Genomic DNA, 20,916 nt, shown 5'->3' on the forward strand with positions numbered 1-20,916 from the left:
CGAAATTAAGTAAAAATCTGGAAACAAGTTCATGCTCCTCGAAAATCTACACTTACTGCACTTTAAGAATTACGAGGAAGCCACTCTGCCTTTTTCAACGCACATTAATTGCTTTATAGGCGACAACGGCAGCGGCAAGACCAATCTGCTGGATGCTATTTATTATCTATCGCTTACTAAAAGTGCCTTTACCGCCTCAGATTTGCAGAATATCAAAGAAGGCGAGGACTATTTTATTGTGCGGGGCCGCTTTAAGAATGAAGAGAAAATGAGTGCCGTGCAGTGCTATGTGAAGCTGGGGCAGAAAAAAATCATCACGCTTAACAAAACACCCTATGAGCGGGTGAGCGAGCACGTGGGCAAATTTCCGGTGGTGCTGATTTCACCGTATGACACTGATTTGATCAGGGAAGGCAGCGAAGAGCGCCGCAAGTTCTTTGACAGCCTGATGGCCCAGCTGGACCACACCTACCTAGACCTGCTTATCCAATACACTTACGTGCATAAGCAGCGAAACTCTCTGCTTAAGCAGTTCTACGAGAAAAATTACGTAGACAAAGAGTATCTGCAGGTGCTGGATGAGCAGCTGATGCCTTTGGGCACCGAACTAAGCATACGCCGAGCATCATTTCTGGAGCAGTTTGAGCCGGTGTTTCAGCGCCATTACCAGCACCTGTCTGGTTCTTCAGAAGTAGTAACGCTTGATTACCAAAGCCAGCTCATCAGGCAGAACTATGCCTATCTGCTAGACCAGAGCCAACGCAAAGACCTTGTGCTGCAGCGCACCACCGTAGGGCCGCACAAAGATGATTTTGTGTTCTTGATGGACGGCAAAAGCGTGAAGAACTTCGGCTCACAAGGCCAGCAGAAAAGCTACGTCATTGCCCTGAAACTGGCGCAGTTTGAGGTGCTGGCTCAGAAAAACGGTCAAAAACCGCTCCTGCTGCTAGATGATATTTTTGACCGGCTGGACCAGAAACGCATTGAGCAACTCATGCAGCTGGTGGCCAACAACACCTTCGGCCAAATTTTTCTCACCGACACCCACTTAGACCGCACCGACGCCATTCTGCAGCCCCTGTCAAACAACATCCGGAGGTTCAGAATTTCTGAAGGAAAAGCCGAGACTATTGACGATGAATGTTAGCAGGGAACAGTTATCAGTAAACAGTGAGCAGTTAGCAATTTATAGTTATCAGCAAACAAGTTCATCTGCACGTTTTCTGCAGGGAAACTATTGATTTAATAACATTAAGGATAACTGATAACTGCTCACTGTTACAGGCCGTAAACAAAAAAAGGTGAATTGTGCGTATCTTGGGGATAAGTTGCGTGGATAAATTCATTTCCCTAAACCCAATTTTACCCATTTTAAAACGCCTAATTTAGCGCTGTAGAATTTGTATTCACTCATTCGCACAGTCATTCCTTCACTCATTACACTATGTCCCTGCGTCCGCTAAACCCCAGAAGTCCGTTCATGCGCAAAGCTGATACCATCAGCTTGAAAGACAGCATTGAGTCTATGCTGAAGGCGTATAAATTGAATGGGAAGCTGAGTGAGGTGCAACTGGTGAGTTCTTGGGAAAAGATTATGGGCAAGGCCATTGCGCTTAAGACCCAGGAGGTGTTTGTGCGCAACCGTAAATTGTTCGTGCGCCTTACTTCGGCCCCGCTGAAGCACGAGCTGAACATGGCCAAAGCCAAGGTGGTGTCTCTTATTAACTCTGAGATGGGCGAACAGGTAATTGACGAGGTTGTTTTTCTGTAGATTTCTGTTTCAGCGCCATTTTCTGGAAAACAGGTCAAAAACATTCACACAATTTATAGGTGACAGCTGCACTTGCCTTTTTTTGTAACTACCAGTTACTAAAAATATTGGGAACGCCATGACCGGCAGGTGTAAACATCCCCCCTTCGCCCCCTTCAAAGGGGGAATCTGCGTTTGGCAAGCGTAATTGATGCCTTCTGCTGTTTGAAGTCTTCCGTAGGGTGACTTCAAACCGAAAATGAATCAGTAGGAACTCCGTTCCGGCCAAGTGGCAAAATCTTACCTATGGAATAACTGCCAATGTCTGGAGCTGCTTTTGCTCCGTGGAGGCAGGAAGTCGGAGTCCTCCATTTCCATTATAAATCCGGAGTCGCCCTACGGAGGACTCCGAACAGCGGACGGCGAAAGGTAATGCTCCACAGGAATCTGCGAAGCATCAACTATAATCTATAGAAAGCGGCTGCGTTTCTTCCAAAGATTAAGCCTTGCTCCTCTTGGCTGAAAGAAGAGAAATAATCTTGCACAATGCCCAGCGTCTCGGCGTAAGAGGCGGCTACTAAACAAACAGGCCAGTCTGACCCGAACATCAGCCTTTCCGGCCCGAATATCTCTATCAAAGTGTCCAGGTACGGGGTGAAATCTTCTTTTTTCCAGTTCTGCCAGTCTGCTTGCGTTACCATCCCCGACACTTTGCAGAACCCCTGCTCATGCGGGGCAAAGGCTTTCATGTCCTTTTGCCATTCTTTGAATGCCTCTGCTCCGGCTTTCATATTTGGTTTAGCCAAGTGATTGATGACAAATGTCTGGTCGGGGAACTCGGCCACTAGTTCTGCGGTAGGCCTAAGCTGATTAGGGTAAATGAGAATGTCATACGTGAAGTTGAATTTCTGCAACTGCGCAATTCCTTTTTTGAAATTGGGGTTCAGCATCAGCTCCTTGTTCTCGGCCCCTTGCAGCACGTAGCGGAAGCCTTTCAGCTTTTTGAACTGGCTCAGGTGCGCAAGCCGCTCAGCAATGTCTGGTGCGAAGAAATCTACCCAGCCAACCACACCTTTAATGAAATCGTGCCCTTGAGCCCACTCCAGCAGGATCTCGTTCTCGTGCTCCGGCTGTGATGTCTGCACCAGAACGCACCCGTCAAACCCGTGCTCCTGCAGCAGGGGTTGCAGGTCCTGAGGCAGGAAATCACGCTGAATAATGGCCATGTCATCGGTGACCCAGCTGTCTCTTATAGGGTTAAACTGCCAGAAGTGCTGGTGCGCGTCAATTCTCATGTGCTACAAAGCGTTTAGGTGATACACCTGCCCTCTCTTAGTCTCCAGGTCAAACAACTGCGTGTTGGGCAGCTCTACTTCCGGCAGATTGGCCTTTGGAGAAACCTGCGGGGCTTTGATGTTGGGAGCTTGGTAAAAAGCGTTCGGGTTATCGCCAGACGCTTTTTTCAGTTCGCCCTTCCTCTGCAAAGCTAAGGTATTGGACACTCTAATGCGGCAGTTGCCGCCTAACTTTGACTGAATAGTCAGGGCTTTCACTTTCCCGTTCTCCCAGCGCATGTCAATTATAAAACCGCCTCTGGCTACCAAGCCCTTCACCTCGCCGGAGCTCCATTTATCCGGCAGGGCGGGCAACAGGTGCAATGCCTCGTTGTGGCTCTGCAGCAGCATTTCGGCAATGCCTGTGGTGCAGCCAAAGTTACCGTCTATCTGGAAAGGCGGGTGCGCATCGAACAAATTGGGGTACGTACCGCCGCTTTCGCCTTTTTCCGCTACACTGGCGGGGGTAAGTTGATCTTCTATGAGCTTATAGGCACGGTTTCCATCAAGCAGGCGGGCCCACAGATTTACTTTCCAACCCATAGACCAGCCCGTGGATTTGTCGCCGCGGTACACCAACGAGTTTCTGGCGGCCTGAAAGAGCTGCGGGTGCGTGAACGGTGAAATCTGGTCGCTGGGGAACAGCCCGTACAGGTGCGAAACATGGCGGTGTTTGTCGCCGGTTTTGTCCCAATCGTGCATCCACTCCTGCAGTTGCCCGTGCTGCCCAATCTGCATGGGCGGCAGGCGGTCGCGCATCTTCTGTAATGTATCGGCAAAGGCCTGATCAGTACCCAGTAGCGCGGCAGCTTTTATGGCGTTGGAGAAGACATCGAACACCAGTTGGTTGTCCATAGTGGTGCCCGCGGCAATAGACACGCCGCTCTGGTGTTTGTTCTCCGGCGACATAGACGGTGCCACTACCAGCCATTTGTTTTCCGGCTCCTCTTGCAGCACATCCATATAAAACATGGCCGCCCCTTTCAGAACAGGGTAATATTCCTTTAAAAAAGCTTTGTCGCCGGTGTAGAGGTAGTGCTGCCAGAGGTGCTGCGTGAGCCAAGCGCCGCCCATGGGCCAGAGGCCGTAAAAAGCGCCGTCTATAGGTCCGGTGAACCGCCAGATGTCGGTGTTGTGGTGCATGTTCCAGCCGCTGGCGCCGTATATTTTCTGGGCACTCTCCTGCCCTGTCTCCGCCAGATCTTTTAACATACTAAAGAGCGGCTCGTGCATCTCAGGCAGGTTTGTGACTTCAGCGGGCCAGTAGTTCATCTCGGTGTTGATGTTCACGGTGTACTTGCTGTCCCAGGACGGTTTTACTTTGTCGTTCCAGATGCCCTGCAGGTTGGCGGGCTGGGTGCCGGGCTGCGAACTGGAGATAAGCAGGTACCGCCCGAACTGAAAGTACAAAGCCGTCAGTTGCGGGTCATTACCCTGGGCAAACTCCGCCAGACGCACGTTGGTCGGCTTTTTCACCGCCTCAGTGGTACCCAAATCCAGCGACACCCTATTGAAGAAATTCTGGTAGTAGGTGACGTGGTCTTTTCTGGCTTTTTGAAAGTCTTTCTTTACCGCTGCTGCCAGAAAAGCCCCTGCTTTGGCACTTTCATCGCCGCTGATGTCTTTATAGTTCTTGAAATTGGTGCCTATAGAGACATAAATCACTGCCTCGTCGGCCCCCATAATCTGCACTGTATTGCCCGTAGTCGACACTTTTCCGCCTTTCACTTTAGGCTGCACCAGCGCCTGAAACCTTACCTTCCCTTTCTTATTGTCATTATCGCCAGACACCCCAGAAAGCAACAGTTGATTGTCTTTGGTGCCCACGCTATAGTTTTTATGCGGACTGTTGGCGCTGAGGGTACAGGTAATGCTGCGCGGTTTGCTGGCCGTCAGACGAATTACAATCACTTCATCTGGGAAAGAAGAAAAAATTTCGCGCCTAAAAGTGGTACCTTTCACTTTATACGTCACTGACGCCACTGCCTGCTCAATGTCAAGGTCACGGTAGTAGTCTGTGGCGCCCTCGTGCCCCGGAAACTGGAGCAGTAGATCGCCCACGGGTTGGTATGGCATTCCGTAATTGAGATTTGGCGGCGGATTTCTTGGGAATTTCTCCAGCGCCAAAGCCTGCGCCTCCTTGTACTTCCCCGCAAATATCAGCTGCCGGATCTGGGGCAAAGCACCATAGAGTTCAGTATTGATGTTGTTGCCCGGTTCTCCCGCCCAAACGGTTTCCTCGTTCAGTTGCAGTTGCTCCTGTGTCGTGCCGCCAAAGACCATGGCTCCTAACCGACCATTCCCCAGCGGCAACGCCTCGTTCCAGTTAGTGGCTGGTTGGGTGTACCAGAGTTTCAGCGCTGTGGGTTGCGGCTGCGCAGTGGCTGGCAAAAGAAGACTCCAAAACAACAGAAGCAGAAAAGACGAAATTGATTTTACCATAATTCAGGGGAGACAGGTTTATTGAATGCAATCGTTTGCACAATAAAACAAAAAGTACTATTAATCGCAACTGCATGATCTTCTGACGGTGAGGCTAATATGACACCATTCTCTAATTTTATGTTTGACAGTTTTCCTGTTTTTGGCCTACTTTTAGAAAAACAGCGTAAAAACAGCCATGCAGCAACCCATACCAGAACCAGATTTCTACCGCCCTGTCTCCTACTCACGCACCACGCTTACTGAGCTCATGATTCCCAGCTACGCCAACTTTGGCGGCAAAATACATGGGGGCATTTTGCTATCACTCATGGACAAAGTAGCCTATGCCTGTGCCGCCAAGCATGCGGGAAACTACTGCGTGACGGTGACGGTAGACGGCGTAAACTTTCTGCAGCCCGTGGAAGTGGGCGAACTGGTGAGTTTAATGGCTTCAGTTAACTACGTAGGCCGCACTTCTCTGTTAGTAGGTATAAAGGTGATTGCCGAAAACGTGAAGACCCGAACTGTAAAGCACACGAACACCTCCTACTTTACCATGGTGGCCAAAGGCGAAGACGATAAACCCGCCAAAGTACCTGGTCTCCTTCTTGAAACACCCGATGATGTGCGGCGGTTTATGGAGGCCCAGCAGCGGAAAGAAATTAAAGCCCGCTACGAGCAGGAATTCAAAGCCATTAAAACTGAGCTGGAGCTAAGGCAGAATGTAGCGTCTTTGGTGGGGCAACGTTGTCAGGTGGCGTTTGAACTGTAGGTTGTTTTCAGGCTGAATTCTCAAAAATAGGCCTAAAAGGCAAGTTCTACAACAACGGCGACAGCAGCCGGGCCAGCTTCTCGAAGAACTGCTTTAGGTGAGGCCGTTGCCGCCATTCCTCCAAATTGATCTTTTTGGCGTGCTGCAGGTCTTGGTAAAAATCATCGCGTAGCTGCTCAGAAACGGCATCATCATACACCACGGCATTTACCTCAAAGTTCAGCTCGAAGCTGCGGTTGTCCATGTTGGCGGTGCCTATAATGCTCACGGCTTTGTCTATCACCACCGTTTTTGAATGGATAAAGCCCTTTTGGTACAGGTAAATCTCTACCCCTGCGTTGAGCATGTCGTCATAATAAGACCAAGCCGCCGCGTTCACTAAGGCGGAATCGGCAATGCCGGGCACCAGCAACTTTACTTTTACCCCGCCCAAAGCCGCCACCGTGAGCGCCTGCAGAATACTTTCGCCGGGAATAAAGTAAGGCGTTGTGATGAGAATCTCTTTTTGCGCCAGATAGAACGCCTGCAAGAAAGAGAACACAATGGTAGGCATGGGCGAGTCCGGACCACTGGCGGCAATCTGCACCAGCGTGTTTTCATCCATTATCGGTTTGCCCAGGAAATAGCTCTCATGCGGGTGTAGCTGCTGCCCCGAAGCAAAATTCCAGTCGCAGAAGAACAGGTACTGCAGGTAATAAATACCGGGGCCGTCAATGCGCAGATGGGTGTCGCGCCAGAAAAGCTTTTTGCTGTCCTTCCGGCTGTTAATATACCGGTCAGCCACGTTCATGCCACCCACAAAAGCTGTTTGGGCATCTATGATAATGATTTTGCGGTGATTGCGGTAGTTTAGCCTGTTGGCCAGCAACCAGAAATGCACTTTATGAAAAGGATAGGCTTCTACCCCAGCAGCTCTCAGTTCCTGCACATACTTTCGCCGGATGGAGCGGCTGCCGTAGTCGTCGTAAATAAACCGCACCTGCACCCCTTCCTTCGCCTTCTGAATCAGAACATCTTTCAGCCTGTTGCCAATGACATCGTTATCTATGATGTAGTACTCTAGGTGAATATGGTTTTTGGCCTGCCGCAACGCCTCCAGCACTTCCGGAAACTTTTGTTCGCCGTTCTGCAGCAGCTTTACCTGATTTCCGCCTGTTAAGGGACTTAGGCCATCATGCAACAGCAATTTCACCAGCTCGGTGTACCGCTCTACCCTGCCATTGTGAGCCGCCAGCATTTCCTGTGTGTAAGAATGCACCCGCTCCTCTAGTTCACGCAGGAACACCTCATCGTCTAGCAGCTTTTTGGTGTAGAGCTTCCGCTTCTTGTAATTTATTCCGAAGGAGAAGTACGTGATGATGCCCAGCACAGGCACAAAAATGGCCAGCAGCAGATAGGCTAATGTTTTGGAGGTAGAGCCGGTATCATAGATAATGCGCAGGCACACCGCCGCCAGCACCGGAAAATAGACAATATTCCAGATGAGCAGCCAGTCAATATTATCCAGATTTGCCAGCAGGTCCGCCACGTGTTAGTTTTTCTGAAGGTGAAAATTGCCGCAAAAATGGCGTTTAGGTCTTAAACCTGCAATGGAAACGCATTAGCTTTCTTTTTGTGACTTTTTTTAAACAGGCACAGTAGCCGCTTCATCTGCTAGTTGAAGAATTTGGCGCTACTGACTTTCTAGCTCCTGCTCATGTTCCTGTTTAGGCACCACAAAAATGTACTTCAGCATACGCTGAATAGTTTCAGAGCTCCAACCCTTCAGGCGGCCGCGTTGCATTACTAATTTGTTGTCTGCCTCCGGCGGGCTCAGAAAATAATGGAAAGCGAATCTGGCTTTGGTGTTCTGCCAGCCGCCCATTTGCCCAAACCGGAGTACGTTAAACACCAGCGTATCTCCGCCCCAGCGCTCCACGGTATAGAAGCCATCCTCGGCAAAATTTTTCAGTTCCTGAACTTCCTGCTGGTTCTGAACTGGGTTTAACAACTGCTGCTGCTTTGGATAAAACTGAAAATCCGTTTGATAATCAGCTGGCCAAAAAACGGACCTGTTGCTTACGTAATACCCAGAATCAGTGGCGGCCACCGCGTACCAAAGCCAGTTGTTGAACGGTGTGGGCGTGACAAAAAGACGCTGGGCCGAAATCTGCTTTTGCTTGAGAGCAGCCGTTACGTGTGTTTTAATATGATTCTTGTTGAAGCCAGCATAGCCCAGATAAAAAACCGCTGGCACCAATCCTATCAGCACCCACCTCCCCCGCGCCGGATTAATACGCCGGAGCAACAGAAGACCCGCCACTCCCAGACACGGCCACAACGTAAAAAGCGGGTCAGCCACGTACAGCAGGTGAAACGTGAAACGCTCCTGGCTGAAAGGCTCCAACAAACCTGTGCCGTAGGCGTTGCAGGTGTCTAACAGGTCGTGGGTCAGAAACTGAATCAGAAAGAAGGCAAAGAAATGGCTCCAGTGTATTTCGCGCTCTTTTTGCCACTTACCGGCCAAAACAGCTAACACCAACGCCAGCAGAAGAGCAAACAGAAACGAATGGGTGAAGCCTCTATGCACCAACAGGTTCTGGTAAGGAGGCAGCCAGAGAGCAGCCACCACATCAATATCTGGTATGTTTGCCGCCACTGCTCCCCAAAGCAACGCCCGCTTCCCCAGCTTTCTGGTCAGCATTACTTCACCTAAACAGGCTCCTAAGGCAGCATGCGTTAATGAATCCATACAGGAGAGGCTTCTGTTTTAGAACTGATGAAAAGCAAAATGGCGTTTTTAGGCTAATTTTCAAAAATCAGCTTAAAAACGCCATGTATAAAGCAGCTTGCCAGCTACCTTTTTTATAAATGTTGGTGCAAATTACTTCTAACAGTTATCCACACCCAATTCTGTGGATAATTACACAGTAAAATAGTTTTCCAGCTGCTGCAGGGTAGTTTCTGACGTTTTCATGTCTTCCACCACTTTGCCTTTTTCCAGCAGAACTATGCGGTCGCAGACCTCTATGACATGACTTAGGTCGTGGCTAGAGATGAGCATGGTCATGCCTTGGCGTTTCAGGTCTTTTAGCAGGTTCTTGAGGCGAATTTGTGAGCTTGGGTCTAGGTTCGCAAACGGCTCATCCAGAATCAGCAGCTCAGGGTCTGACATCACCGCGGCCGCCACACCTACTTTCTTCTGGTTTCCTTTAGAGAAATCTCTGATGTACTTGCGCTGCTCCAGAATTTCACCGTTGAAAAAGTCACGGAACCTATCCATAAATGCCTGCACATCGCCGCTGGTCAGACCATTGAGTTTGCCTATGAAGTTGAAGTACTCTTCTGGGGTGAGAAAATCTATGAGAAAACCTTCGTCCAAATGAGAGCCGGTATACTGCTTCCAGTCTTCGGTGGAGCTTACATTCTCGCCTTTGCTGAACACCTCGCCTCTGGTCGGGCGAATGAGGTCGAGAATCATCCGGAAGAAAGTGGTTTTTCCGGCTCCGTTGTTGCCCACCAAACCAATGGTTTCACCTTTCTGCACGGTCAATGCCGGTATGTCTACTACCGTTACGCCGTTATAATTCTTTTGGAGTTCACGTACTTCTATCATATCGTTTTGTTCAGTTAACAGTTATCAGTAAACAGTTAGCAGTTAGCAGTTGTTAGTTATCAACAATTCATTCAGATTAAAACTACGCCTGACGAAAGCCAGCGGCTATTCTGTACTTCTCGCGTTGGAAGCGCTGCACCACCACTCCCATTAACTGTCTGTGGAAAATAAAGCCAAGTACACCCAACAAACCTATGGCCGCTATTCCCCACCAAGGTTGGTCCATGAGCCCGAATGGCAGGTAAATTAAGATGGGGAGAATAAGCGTAGGCAGCATCATGATAAATTGTGAGGCACCTACCCCTTGCCAGTTAAACGAGGCACTTTTGCTCAAGTCAATCCGCTTTTTGTTGTAGGTACTCATGAACAACACTACAAAAGTATTTATGCCAATATTGTACAGAAAGCAAGCCGTATTAATAGCGACAATCTTACCGCCAATTTCAGGCATTAAGCCGTACAGCAACGTAATGAGGTAAGCCAAGGTGCAGGCGGGCACGAACATCCAGAATTTACTCAGATAGAAGGTGTAAGGGCTCAGGCGCTTGGTAAGCAGGGCATCAAAGTGAGCGCTTTGCCAACCCGGCACAAACTGACCGTAGCTCATCATCATAAATCCTGTCATGAAAATGCCCGGGAATATAAGCATGGCAAAACCGTTGGTGTAAATTTCTTGCCCGTAGAAGATGAAACCGTACGCCAAAAAGAAAACCGACATCATGGTAGTAGACTTAGGCCGCTTGTGACGCATAATCAGCTTCAGCTCTAAACCAATTAAAGTACCCAATTCTCCAAACCGCTGCAGGAAACCTATTTCGGCATTGTCCCCCACTTTAGATGCTTGACGCACCCGCATTTCCTCCGGATACGTGTGGGCTATTAAGAATTGAAAGTTCATATAATACACCACCGCCAGCAGCGCCAGTGGCACCATTACCCATATTGGGGCGGCACCTAAGGCGTTGAAGAAAACCCCGGAAACCTTACCAACGGAGATATACCCAAGATAATCGGCGGTAGCCAGGGCAATAACCAGCAACAGAAAACCATAGGAAAGCAAAGGCTTTTCCACCATTAGCCGTTTGAAGTAGAGCGTGAGAAAGTTGTTGACCAATGTCAGTAGGAACAGCCCTGCTACCCAGCTCCATGCACCCGCCACGCCGTACACCTCGGGTAATTCTTTCAACGCGAACGGAATAAACAGCAGCAGGGGCAAAAAGTTGAATATGCTGGTGATGGACTTCCAGAGAACGAAATTCACCAGTTTACTTTTGCGTATGGGTAAATGTAAATACGGCTGTACACTCAGCACCGGCAGTTCCTGCAAAAAGAACCGCATGGCCAAGTCTAACAGGAAATAATATAGCAAACCAGCGTTAACGGCCGCTATTGGGTCTGCACCAGGCTTTATGGCTTCAATCAGCTCCCTCATGAAAAAGCCGAGCAGTACTACATACAGCAGCAAAATGAGCATCAGGAAACCCAACACCAGATTAATGGCCAGGTTCTTCTGCCAAACACTTGAGCGTTTAGATTCTTTCCATTGATGTGAGAGTAAAAGACGAATCATATTGGTTTGTTTGTTAGAAAGGCGGTGTACCCTGTTAGTCTTCAGAAATACTGAAATGTTACAGGTAATTTATATTTTTTTGTTTGGCTTTGGAAACTTAAGTCAGAAGCTCTTTAACCAGCCCCTCCTAAATTTGAAAGTAAAACTTTTCCGGCTGATACATTTTCAGGCTGTTTTTGAAAAATCAGACAGAAAACAGCTTTGACGCCTGCTCAAAAGACCTAGCAGTGTCTTTCAGACCTGCTAGTGTCTGTGCCAGTAGCCGCAGCTACTATAGGTACATCTGGAATACAGCTTTACGCCAATCGGGAGATTGGCTGTCCGGCAGTGCGTAGAGCGCTTTTGCTAACTCTACGCACAACTATAAGATTAATTCCTTTAGTAACTTTCGTGCCATAGAGAGGGGCTTTTTTTCTACAGTATCCAAAAAGGAGGGATTCTTACGGCACGCAACAGTAATACCGCCGGCTCAAAGGGCCTCGTAGCGTCCGGAGGACCTGCGAGCGTCTGTGCCAACCGCCTTAGAAATTAATTACGCTGCGGCCTCCAGGCTTTCTAGCTCGCAGTAAGCGCTTCTAAGTGATTGTAAGTGATTCCCGAACATTTTGCGGATATACCACTTCAGGAAGAAATACCCTACCACAGCTCCAATTAAAAACCCTATGGTTAGGCGCAGGTACATCTGCTCCCATGGCAGGTGCGAAATGTTGATGCCGTTGGCTAGTTTCAGATACACCAGCTGCCCCGCCACCAGACCAATAGGGGCTAGTAACATGTTGGTCCAGAAGTAAAGTCTGGTTAAGCCTGAAAGCATTTCAATCAGGTTGCGGAGAGTAGCCCGCAGGTTAGCAGTAGAAACGTTCAGTGCTTTTAGATACATCAGGCGCATCCAGAAATAGGCCAGGAAAGGCAGGCAAAGCACTACCACCAAAGCACATATGCCGGTAAAGACTGGGTCATTTTCTGTGAAGAAAGCACCTACGCCAAACAACAGTACGGTAAACAGCTGCACCCCTAACTCAAAATATATGTTGGTCTTGAGCTTGGTTACTGCGTTTTCAGTTCGCACCTTCATTAATCCGGAAATCTGGTCCTCGGTGACCTGGTGTGCCGCAGCAGTCTGGGCAGCGTACACTTTCCATGCGTCTTTGAGGCTATCTAATTTCATCATACACCGGGGTTAAGAGCTTCTCCAATTTCGCTTTTATGCGGTTCAGCTTCACGCCTACGTTCGTTTTGGTTATTCCTATGATGTCAGCCATTTCATCATAGCTTTTTTCCTCTAAATACAGCATGACAATGGCTTTCTCTACCTGAGAGAGTTGGTCAATGGCCGCATAGAGGTACTTAATCTTCAGTTCGTACTCGGCAGACGTGTCCGGACTAGCCGGAATATCTATCTCCATTTCAGAAAGGGAGCCGTGATGGGGGCGGCGGCTGTCTTTCCGGAAACTTGACACGGCGGTGTTCAGAGCCACCCTGTACATCCAGGTGCTTACTTTAGATTCGTGCTTAAACGAAGGATATGACCTCCAAAGTTGCAGTACTATCTCCTGAAATAAATCTTTCCGTTCCTCGGGGTCCCGGCAGTACATGCTGCACACCTTATGAATCAGGGCTTGGTCCTGGGCTATAAGCTGTACAAATTCTTTGCGAAGTGCCGAATTCTCCACGGGTTTGGTAAAGGGTTTAGGGTATTAGTAGTGAGCCAGAGCTGGAAATTACAAATTGTGGAAGAAAATTCGTTAAACGTTATTGGTTGCTCGTTATTGGAATACCAGATGTTACTAATGTGAAGCTGGAATTCCTTTTTTGACCTGTTTTTCAAAAACTAAGCTTAAAACGCTAACTCAAATGACCTCGCAGTGTCTTGCAGACCTGCGAGTGTCTGCGCCAATTGCACTTGCTAGCGCAACAAGAAGTATGAACAATGCAAAAGACTAAGAAAGAAGCAATGCCTGTATTCGCTGCTGCCGCAGCGAGGGCAGTCAGAGACTACCCATTATTCAAAGTTGGCAGTCATCAGACTCCCAACAGCATCTTTAAATTAAAATCAATTAACAACCAACAATTAACCATCAGCAACAAAAAACAATCAGCAACTAACAATCAACAAGTAGCGACCACCAATCTGCCTCTGACATAAAAAATCCCAGCTAACCATGGTCAGCTGGGATTTCTGTTTTAAGGCTGTTTTTGCAAAAAGAGGGCAAAAACGGCTTTTATTACTGTGGATAACTGGCAAGTAATACCACCTAAATCACGGGAAAATACCCAATGAACGGTAGCTCACACCAATTTTTTCGATGGCGCTGTAGAAGCCGGCAGTACGCAAATCAGTGATGGACTTTACCTGACGTGTTACCTCTCTGATCTCGTGGTAAGCGGTAATCATGGTGTCTTCCAAGCCAGAGTACACCAAGGCCTTTTCATCGGCACCGTGTACAATGAGCTGCTTTTCTTCATTTGACAGCGTCTTGCCGGTAGTTTGCTCAATAGTGCTTACCAAACGTTTAAGGCTAGCCTCCTCGGCTCTTTTCCCCATTCGCCCGAAGCGCACGTTTGATAGGTTTTTCAACCACTCAAAGTAAGAAACCGTTACCCCACCCGCGTTCAGGTAAAGGTCCGGAATAACGATGATGCCTCTTTCCAGCAGAATACGCTCGGCCTCTTGCGTGATAGGTCCGTTGGCACCTTCAGCAATTATTTTGGCTTTTATGCGCGGCGCGTTGTCTTTGTGAATCTGGTTTTCCAGAGCGGCCGGTAATAGTACATCGCATTCATGCTCCAGCACCTCTACTGAGTTTTCTAAGAACACGCAGCCTTTGTAGCCCAACAATGTTCCGTTTTCAGAGCGGTATTTGAATACATCTTCAATATCTAGGCCGTCTGGGTTGAAAATAGCTCCCTCACGCTCAGCTATACCGGTTATGATGGCACCGTCTAATTGTAAGAAATGGCCAGAATGATAACCCACGTTTCCTAGACCCTGTATAATGATGCGCTTGCCAGCCACACCTGCTGTCATGCCCAACGGTTTAATCACCTCAGAGTCATTCAGCGCTTCGCGAATACCGTAGAATACTCCTAAGCCTGTTGCCTCAGTCCGCCCTCTGATGCCGCCCTGCCCTACTGGCTTACCAGTTACGCAGCCCAAAGCATTGGTTTCCCCATATTTGAACGTATGGTAGGTATCGGCTATCCACGCCATTTCGCGGCTACCGGTTCCGTAGTCAGGCGCGGGCACGTCCATAGCGGGGCCAATCAGGTTTTTCTTGATGAGCTCACTGGCGAAACGGCGGGTAACTTTCTCCAGCAACTCCGGTGACGAGGTTCTTGGGTTTACCTTCACCCCGCCCTTGGCGCCGCCAAAAGGCACGTCTACCACCGCGCATTTAAACGTCATCAGCGTAGCTAGTGCCACTACTTCATCTTCGTCTACGTGCATGCTGTACCGTATACCGCCTTTAGTAGGCAGTTTATGGTGGCTGTGCTGGGCTCTTATGCCTTCAAACACTGTCACGTGGCCGTCTATTTCAACTGGGAAGTTAACCTTGTACACACTGTTGCAGGTCTTGATCTGCGAAATGATACCTGCGTCTAGCTTGGAGTGTTGGGCAGCCTGGTCAAAGTAGTAATGGACACTGTCCAAGAACTCTCTGCCGGGCGAGATTAGTTGACTCATAGTTTTTGCTGCGGTTGGTAGTTAATTGATTAGAACGTACTATTACTTACCTGCGTTGCTCTTTTTGCTCATGTTCCACGACGAACATCTTTAGAAATATGTTTTTGCTCTGTTTTTTAAAATTTAGCTTAAAAACAGCTATTCGGCCTTTCATTAACAAGAAACTTGGAGCAACCGCAATGGTTTTCTGCGGAATATTACGGAAATTACGGGATAGATTAACAAACAACCGTTTTTTATGACCTCAACTATTGGTTCTTTAGCCCGAGCCGGGGCAGCCGCTCTAGGCCTGCTACTGATAAACCCGTTTGCCCAAGCCCAAACCATTGTAAAAGCCGACCCTACCATTCAGAAACTAACCGAGCAGGTAAGTTCCCAGGAACTGGAAAGGCTGGTCCGCGGGTTGGTTAGCTTTGAAACCCGCCACTCGCTCAGCACTACCAAAGACAAAAAGAAAGGCATAGGCGCCGCCCGCAACTGGGCGCAGGCCGAGCTGGAGAAAGCCGCCGCCACCTCAGGCGGGCGCATGACTGTTACCCAAGACAAATACGTGGTGAAAGCCGATGGCCGCCGCATTCCGCAGGATGTGGAAATGGCCAATGTAATGGCTACGTTAAAAGGCACCGACCCCAACGATGACCGTGTATTTATAGTAAGCGGCCACATAGACAGCCGCAATACTGATATCATGGATGCCAAAGGCAAAGCACCCGGTGCTAACGACGACGGCTCCGGCACCGCCGCCGTGATAGAATTGGCCCGCGTGATGGCCAAACAGCCTTTTCCGGCTACCATTATTTTTGTGTGCGTGCAGGGCGAAGAGCAAGGACTATACGGAGCAAAGCACTTAGCCGAACGCGCCAAAAAAGAAAACTGGAACCTGGTGGCCATGATTAACAACGACATGATTGGCAACTCATTTTCAGACGAAACCAACCTGAACGACAACACCCGCGTGCGTATATTCTCTGAAGGTGTACCTGCCCATGAAACTCCTGAAATGGCCTCCCTCAGAAAAAGCATTGGTGGCGAAAACGACAGCCGGAGCCGCCAATTAGCCCGCTACATGAAAGAAATGGCTACTCGCTACGTGCCACAGCTAGAGGTAGTACTGAACTACCGCACCGACCGCTTCCTGCGTGGCGGTGACCACACCCCTTTCAGTCAGGCCGGCTTTACCGCGGTACGCGTGTGCGAAATGAACGAGAACTACCGGTACCAACACCAAGACGTACGCACCGAAAACGGCATTACCTACGGCGACTTCCCGGAGCACGTAGACTTTGAATACCTCCGCAAGAACACCACTCTAAATTTGGCCACGCTTGCCAACTTAGCCATGGCTCCTTACGCACCAGAGGAAGTTGGCGTGGTCATTAGCAACCTCACGAACAAAACCGAGCTGAAGTGGAATGCCCCTACCAAAGGGGAAAAGCCAGCTGGCTACTATTTGCTCATGCGCGAGACATCAGCTCCTATGTGGGAGAAAAAGATTTATGTGGAAGGCACCACTGTTACTCTGCCTTATTCTAAAGACAATTATTTCTTTGCCGTACAAGCCGTAGACGCCGAAGGCCATGAGAGCCTGCCGGTAGTGCCAAGACCGGTAAGGTAAATCTCGTTTTTGAGCTAGTTTTTCAAAAATAGCTTTAAAATAGCCCGGCCGCTGCATCGGCCGGGCTATTTTTGTGAAACCCCATTTAGCCAAGCTTGCCATATTTTCAGTTCTTTTCCACAACTTGCCGTGACAGTAAAGAACAGAAAACACCTCTGCTCCTATTCACTATGGCTGAATCTGCTTTTCGTTTACCAAAGGCTAATGTTATAGACTGGCTCTTCCAACCTGTGGATAACGCCCCGCTGATCGTCTTCCGGTGGCTGTTTGGGTTGATGCTGTTCTTGGAGACTGCCGGAGCCATTGCCACAGGTTGGGTAAAGAAAAACCTTATAGAGCCTACCGTACAGTTGCCGTTTATTGGGTTTGAGTGGCTGCAGCCGCTGCCTGGCAACGGCATGTACTACTATTACGCTTTAATGGCGCTTCTGGGCCTTCTGGTCATGGTGGGGCTATATTATCGTGTAAGCTTGGGGCTGTTCACCTTGCTGTGGTGGGGCAGTTATTTAATGCAGAAAGCCAGCTACAACAACCACTATTACCTGCTGCTGGTGCTGTGTTTCCTGATGGTGTTGGTGCCCGCTAACGCTTATGCCTCCGTTGACGCCAAAAGAAATTCTAACCTACGCGCCACTACCTGCCCACGCTGGTGCCTCTTCATTTTTGTGGTGCAGATGGGAATTGTGTACACCTACGCGGCACTGGCTAAAATCTCCGCAGATTGGTTGGCGGGGCTTCCGGTGGGAATTTGGTTTACGGCTAAAAGCCATTTCTATGTGATTGGCCCGTTGCTGGCGCAAAAGTGGTTTCAGTGGCTGGTGGTGTACGGCGGCATTGCGTTTGATTTGCTCATCACGCCGCTGCTGCTGTGGAGACGCACCAGACTATTCGCCTTTGCGGTAGCTATCTTTTTCCATGGCTTTAACTCGGCAGTTTTCCACATTGGTATTTTCCCTTATCTGGCGCTGGGGCTTTGTCTTTTCTTCTTTCCCCCAGAAACTATCAGGCAGGTATTTCTTCGTTCAAAACACCCTGTAGACGCACTTGAGGCACAACATGGGCAAACTTATCCACAGAGCAAATTTATCTTAGCTGTGTTGGGATTGCACTTCCTTCTACAAATAGTGCTGCCATTGCGCCCTTTTTTCTACCCCGGAAATGCCAACTGGACCGAGGAAGGTCACCGCATGAGCTGGCACATGATGTTACGTTCTAAATCTGGTTTTGCCCAGTTTAAAGTTATAGCAGACGAAAAGACTTTTTGGGAATCGCCTTCCACGCACCTGACGTATAAACAGCAGCGATCTTTGGCTACACACCCAGACCTTATCTGGCAATTCAGTCAGTATCTGGCGCAACAGTACCGCGCCAAAGGCTATAAAGAAGTAGAAGTATATGCCCACAGCAAAGTGAGCCTGAACGGTAGACCGCCACAATACCTGATAGATACTACCGCCAACCTGGCCTGTACACCGTGGCCCTACTTTGCTCCTGCCCCATGGATATTACCGCTGCAAGAAGAATAGTTATCCACAAGCCATTCTTCCCTCAGAAGGCGTTTTAGGTCAGTTTTTGCAAAAATAGACCTAAAACAGAGGTTCTAGAGCTCCGCTAAAATTAATGGCAGAGGTTAAACATTATGAAGAACAGAAAGTTAGTTAAGCAGCGGCATCAACCTTTTCTAGCCTTAGCAGTATGAATCATATCTTACCTATAGGTTTATACCGGTTTTGGTGTAAGTTTTATCATGATTGTCAATGGTTTAACTTATCATCTCTCTAAAAAAACCGTCTTACTGGCTTGTACATTATTCATATAAAAAACCATGCATCCGCCGAGCTTCCAAACCTGGATTTGCCTCTTCTGCCTTTTGTGGATAACTACCACTGCTGCCACTGCCCAGAAGGTGGGTTTGGTGCTAAGTGGCGGCGGGGCCAAGGGCTTGGCACATGTGGGCGTACTGAAAGTGCTGGAGCAACACCAAATCCCGATAGATTACATAGTGGGTACGAGCATGGGCTCAGTCGTAGGTGCCTTGTATGCAGCCGGGTACTCACCCTCTGAAATTGAGGAGCTGGTGCTGTCACCTCATTTTCAACATTGGGCTACAGGCAAGAAAATGGATGAGCACGCATTCAATTATTTTAGCTTAGACCCCTCGCCAGCCGCTCTTAGACTACCTTTAGACCTTAATTCAAGCTTAAAGGTGCAAGCCACCAGCGGTCTGGTGAATGATGTTAACCTGAATTACGCCCTGGCCACCCGCCTTGCCGCCGGAAGCGCCATTGCCAACTATGACTTTGATAAGCTGTTTGTGCCTTTCAGGAGTTTGGCCGCCGAAATCTTTACCCGCCAGCAGGTAGTACAGGAAAAAGGCTCTTTAGCCGATGCCGTTCGTAATTCCATGGCCGTTCCGTTGGCATTCAGGCCAATAAGACAGGCTGATGGGCGCTACTTGTTTGACGGAGGCGTTTTCAACAATTTCCCCGCCGATGTCATGCGCTCTGAATTCAAACCCGACATCATCATTGGTGTGAACGTGGGCGACGTCTCCTACAAAAAATATCCACATGAAAAGGACGACGAACTGTTGAACAGCGCCCTCATATTTCTGGCGTTGGATGTAGCCGACACAACAGCCTTGGGTAGTAAAAGCATTCTTATTCAGCCTAATTTAGAAGGCTTCGGAACCACAGACTTTGCCCGTGTGCAGGAACTGATTGACATTGGCGTGAAAGCCGCCCAAGAGAAGTTGCCTCTTATGAAGCAGCGTATTGAGAGAGAAGTAGATACGGTGGCCTTAATCCAACGCAGGCACCAATTCCAAAGCAGAGCGCCTAAACCTCGGTTCAGCAACGTTGAGGTGCATGGGTTAGAGGAAAACCAAAACGAGTATACACGCAAATTCTTCCGGAAAATCGGCCGTTACTATACTATTGATGACATTGAAGAAGGATACTACCGCTTAGCCGCCAACGACTTCTTCAGGGGAATTTATCCGCGTATTCACTATGACAGCACCTCTAAAGGCTATGAACTGAGCATTGATGCCCGCCAGAGTAATAACGTTACCGCTGAGGTAGGCGCTGTTTTCAGCACCCGACCTGTGGATAACTTATATGTGGGGCTAGAATTCAGATACCTGAACCGCTTGCTGTACACAATAGGGGCTAACGGAAATATCTCTAGATTTAACCCCGCAGGCTCCTTTAGTTTCAGGGTGAATATACCTGCGTTCATCCCCTTTTATCTTGAGCCCTCGGTGCTGTACCATTCTATGAACTACCAAGATGCAAACGGTTTTCTGGACCGTGACGCTACCAGCACGCAGTTAAGACTCCGAAACTTTAAAGTAGGCTTGCAGGCAGGTTTCAGCCACAACTTCAGAAGCCGTTTTGTTCTGGATGGGGCTTGGTTCTCTAACGAAGACATGTACGCCAACTCAGAAAACGTTTCTACTGACGATGTGCTGGACGAAACCGATTATGACGGCTACACAGCCGCCCTTAGGTTTGAGCGAAACTCTTTGAACCGGAAAATGTACTCCACCAAAGGCCATCGGGCTGTATTAGGAGTAAGGGCTGTCACTGCTTCTGAGCTTTACCGACCCGGCTCTACTTCCATCACCACAGAGGCGAACACCAATGAGCACAAATGGCTACAGTTTTCGGCTACGTATGAAGGATTTTACCCGCTTGCCAACCAGAAGAGCAGTTGGGGCTATTTTATAAAAGGCGTGATAAGTACACAGGGTCTGTTCTCCAATTTTCAGTCTTCCTTAATCAGTGCGCCGGCCTTTAGCCCATTACCTGATTCACGCACTATTTTCTTGGAGAATTACCGAGCTAACCGGTACGGAGCAATAGGTCTCAACTACTCGCTTACGTTCTGGAACAAGTTTGAATGGCGCACCGAAGTGTATACACATATCATGCACCAGCGCCTACAAGAGGATCTGCTGCAAAAAGCAGTCAGAAGCAAAGGGTTTTCAAGACCTTACCTTACCGCCAGCACCGGATTTGTCTTTCAATTACCTATTGGCCCGGCTGCCCTCCACTTTATACATTATGACAATCCCACTAACCGCTGGTCTGTCTTTGGCCACGTAGGTTTCCTCATTTTCAGGCCCCGTACTCTAGAGTAACCTTCATCAACGTTCGTGACACTATTA

The 20,916-nt window shown here is 48.8% G+C and carries 16 protein-coding genes; 7 read left to right on the plus strand and 9 right to left on the minus strand.

Translation table 11 applies throughout. The annotated features are described in order from the left end of the window. Window positions 1–31: 31 nt before the first annotated feature. Entirely contained in the window at window positions 32–1,147 is a 1,116-nt protein-coding gene (gene recF / locus A8O23_RS14500) for a DNA replication/repair protein RecF (protein ID WP_066622469.1), read from the plus strand. A 297-nt stretch (window positions 1,148–1,444) separates the two neighbouring features. Next, window positions 1,445–1,771: a DUF721 domain-containing protein gene (locus tag A8O23_RS14505; RefSeq protein WP_192849050.1), complete on the plus strand. Its 327-nt coding sequence runs from the start codon at window positions 1,445–1,447 to the stop codon at window positions 1,769–1,771. A gap of 440 nt (window positions 1,772–2,211) precedes the next feature. On the opposite strand, the gene A8O23_RS14510 is transcribed toward A8O23_RS14505, so the two are convergent. Together A8O23_RS14510 and A8O23_RS14515 are read right to left on the minus strand one after the other, a co-directional pair. Then, window positions 2,212–3,045, minus strand: a complete 834-nt coding sequence (locus tag A8O23_RS14510) for an amidohydrolase family protein (RefSeq protein ID WP_066622474.1) — start codon at window positions 3,043–3,045, stop codon at window positions 2,212–2,214. Between the two features lie 3 nt (window positions 3,046–3,048). After that, a complete protein-coding gene (locus A8O23_RS14515; protein ID WP_066622476.1) occupies window positions 3,049–5,526 on the minus strand; it encodes a glycoside hydrolase family 95 protein in 2,478 nt (825 codons plus the stop codon). A 178-nt stretch (window positions 5,527–5,704) separates the two neighbouring features. On the opposite strand from A8O23_RS14515, the gene A8O23_RS14520 reads away from it, so the two are divergent. Continuing rightward, a complete protein-coding gene (locus A8O23_RS14520) occupies window positions 5,705–6,280 on the plus strand; it encodes an acyl-CoA thioesterase (protein ID WP_066622478.1) in 576 nt (191 codons plus the stop codon). A 46-nt stretch (window positions 6,281–6,326) separates the two neighbouring features. On the opposite strand, the gene cls is transcribed toward A8O23_RS14520, so the two are convergent. The 6 genes from cls to A8O23_RS14550 all read right to left on the minus strand — a co-directional run bounded on the left by cls (window position 6,327) and on the right by A8O23_RS14550 (window position 13,118). After that, window positions 6,327–7,808: a cardiolipin synthase gene (gene cls / locus A8O23_RS14525; RefSeq protein WP_204377703.1), complete on the minus strand. Its 1,482-nt coding sequence runs from the start codon at window positions 7,806–7,808 to the stop codon at window positions 6,327–6,329. 144 nt (window positions 7,809–7,952) lie between these two features. Further along, complete coding sequence (locus tag A8O23_RS14530) at window positions 7,953–9,011, minus strand: metal-dependent hydrolase (protein ID WP_066622479.1); 1,059 nt, start codon at window positions 9,009–9,011, stop codon at window positions 7,953–7,955. Window positions 9,012–9,182: 171 nt separating this feature from the next. Continuing rightward, on the minus strand, window positions 9,183–9,875 hold the full coding sequence (locus A8O23_RS14535; RefSeq protein WP_066622480.1) for an ABC transporter ATP-binding protein: 693 nt from the start codon (window positions 9,873–9,875) through the stop codon (window positions 9,183–9,185). Between the two features lie 82 nt (window positions 9,876–9,957). Next, window positions 9,958–11,445 carry a DUF5687 family protein gene (locus tag A8O23_RS14540; protein ID WP_066622481.1) on the minus strand — a complete coding sequence of 496 codons (1,488 nt, stop codon included), beginning with the start codon at window positions 11,443–11,445 and terminating at the stop codon, window positions 9,958–9,960. Between the two features lie 532 nt (window positions 11,446–11,977). Next, window positions 11,978–12,616: a hypothetical protein gene (locus tag A8O23_RS14545; protein WP_153042218.1), complete on the minus strand. Its 639-nt coding sequence runs from the start codon at window positions 12,614–12,616 to the stop codon at window positions 11,978–11,980. Beyond that, window positions 12,600–13,118, minus strand: a complete 519-nt coding sequence (locus A8O23_RS14550) for an RNA polymerase sigma factor (RefSeq protein ID WP_066622484.1) — start codon at window positions 13,116–13,118, stop codon at window positions 12,600–12,602. Before A8O23_RS14550 ends, A8O23_RS14545 begins: the two co-directional genes overlap by 17 nt. 257 nt (window positions 13,119–13,375) lie before the next feature. Here A8O23_RS14550 and A8O23_RS14555 point away from each other — a divergent pair, with 257 nt between their 5' ends. Beyond that, window positions 13,376–13,591 (plus strand): hypothetical protein, encoded by a 216-nt coding sequence (locus A8O23_RS14555; RefSeq protein WP_066622486.1) that lies wholly within the window; start codon window positions 13,376–13,378, stop codon window positions 13,589–13,591. Between the two features lie 114 nt (window positions 13,592–13,705). Here the strand turns inward: A8O23_RS14555 and A8O23_RS14560 are convergent, their stop codons facing one another. Then, complete coding sequence (locus A8O23_RS14560; RefSeq protein ID WP_066622488.1) at window positions 13,706–15,130, minus strand: Glu/Leu/Phe/Val family dehydrogenase; 1,425 nt, start codon at window positions 15,128–15,130, stop codon at window positions 13,706–13,708. Window positions 15,131–15,368: 238 nt separating this feature from the next. Here A8O23_RS14560 and A8O23_RS14565 point away from each other — a divergent pair, with 238 nt between their 5' ends. The 3 genes from A8O23_RS14565 to A8O23_RS14575 all read left to right on the plus strand — a co-directional run bounded on the left by A8O23_RS14565 (window position 15,369) and on the right by A8O23_RS14575 (window position 20,889). Further along, window positions 15,369–16,745 carry a M20/M25/M40 family metallo-hydrolase gene (locus A8O23_RS14565; protein WP_066622490.1) on the plus strand — a complete coding sequence of 459 codons (1,377 nt, stop codon included), beginning with the start codon at window positions 15,369–15,371 and terminating at the stop codon, window positions 16,743–16,745. A 230-nt stretch (window positions 16,746–16,975) separates the two neighbouring features. Next, window positions 16,976–18,271 carry an HTTM domain-containing protein gene (locus A8O23_RS14570; RefSeq protein WP_239693415.1) on the plus strand — a complete coding sequence of 432 codons (1,296 nt, stop codon included), beginning with the start codon at window positions 16,976–16,978 and terminating at the stop codon, window positions 18,269–18,271. Between the two features lie 299 nt (window positions 18,272–18,570). Continuing rightward, window positions 18,571–20,889 carry a patatin-like phospholipase family protein gene (locus tag A8O23_RS14575; protein ID WP_066622494.1) on the plus strand — a complete coding sequence of 773 codons (2,319 nt, stop codon included), beginning with the start codon at window positions 18,571–18,573 and terminating at the stop codon, window positions 20,887–20,889. Window positions 20,890–20,916: the final 27 nt, after the last annotated feature.

It is taken from the genome of Rufibacter roseus (assembly GCF_001647285.1).
Lineage (GTDB): Bacteria > Bacteroidota > Bacteroidia > Cytophagales > Hymenobacteraceae > Nibribacter > Nibribacter roseus.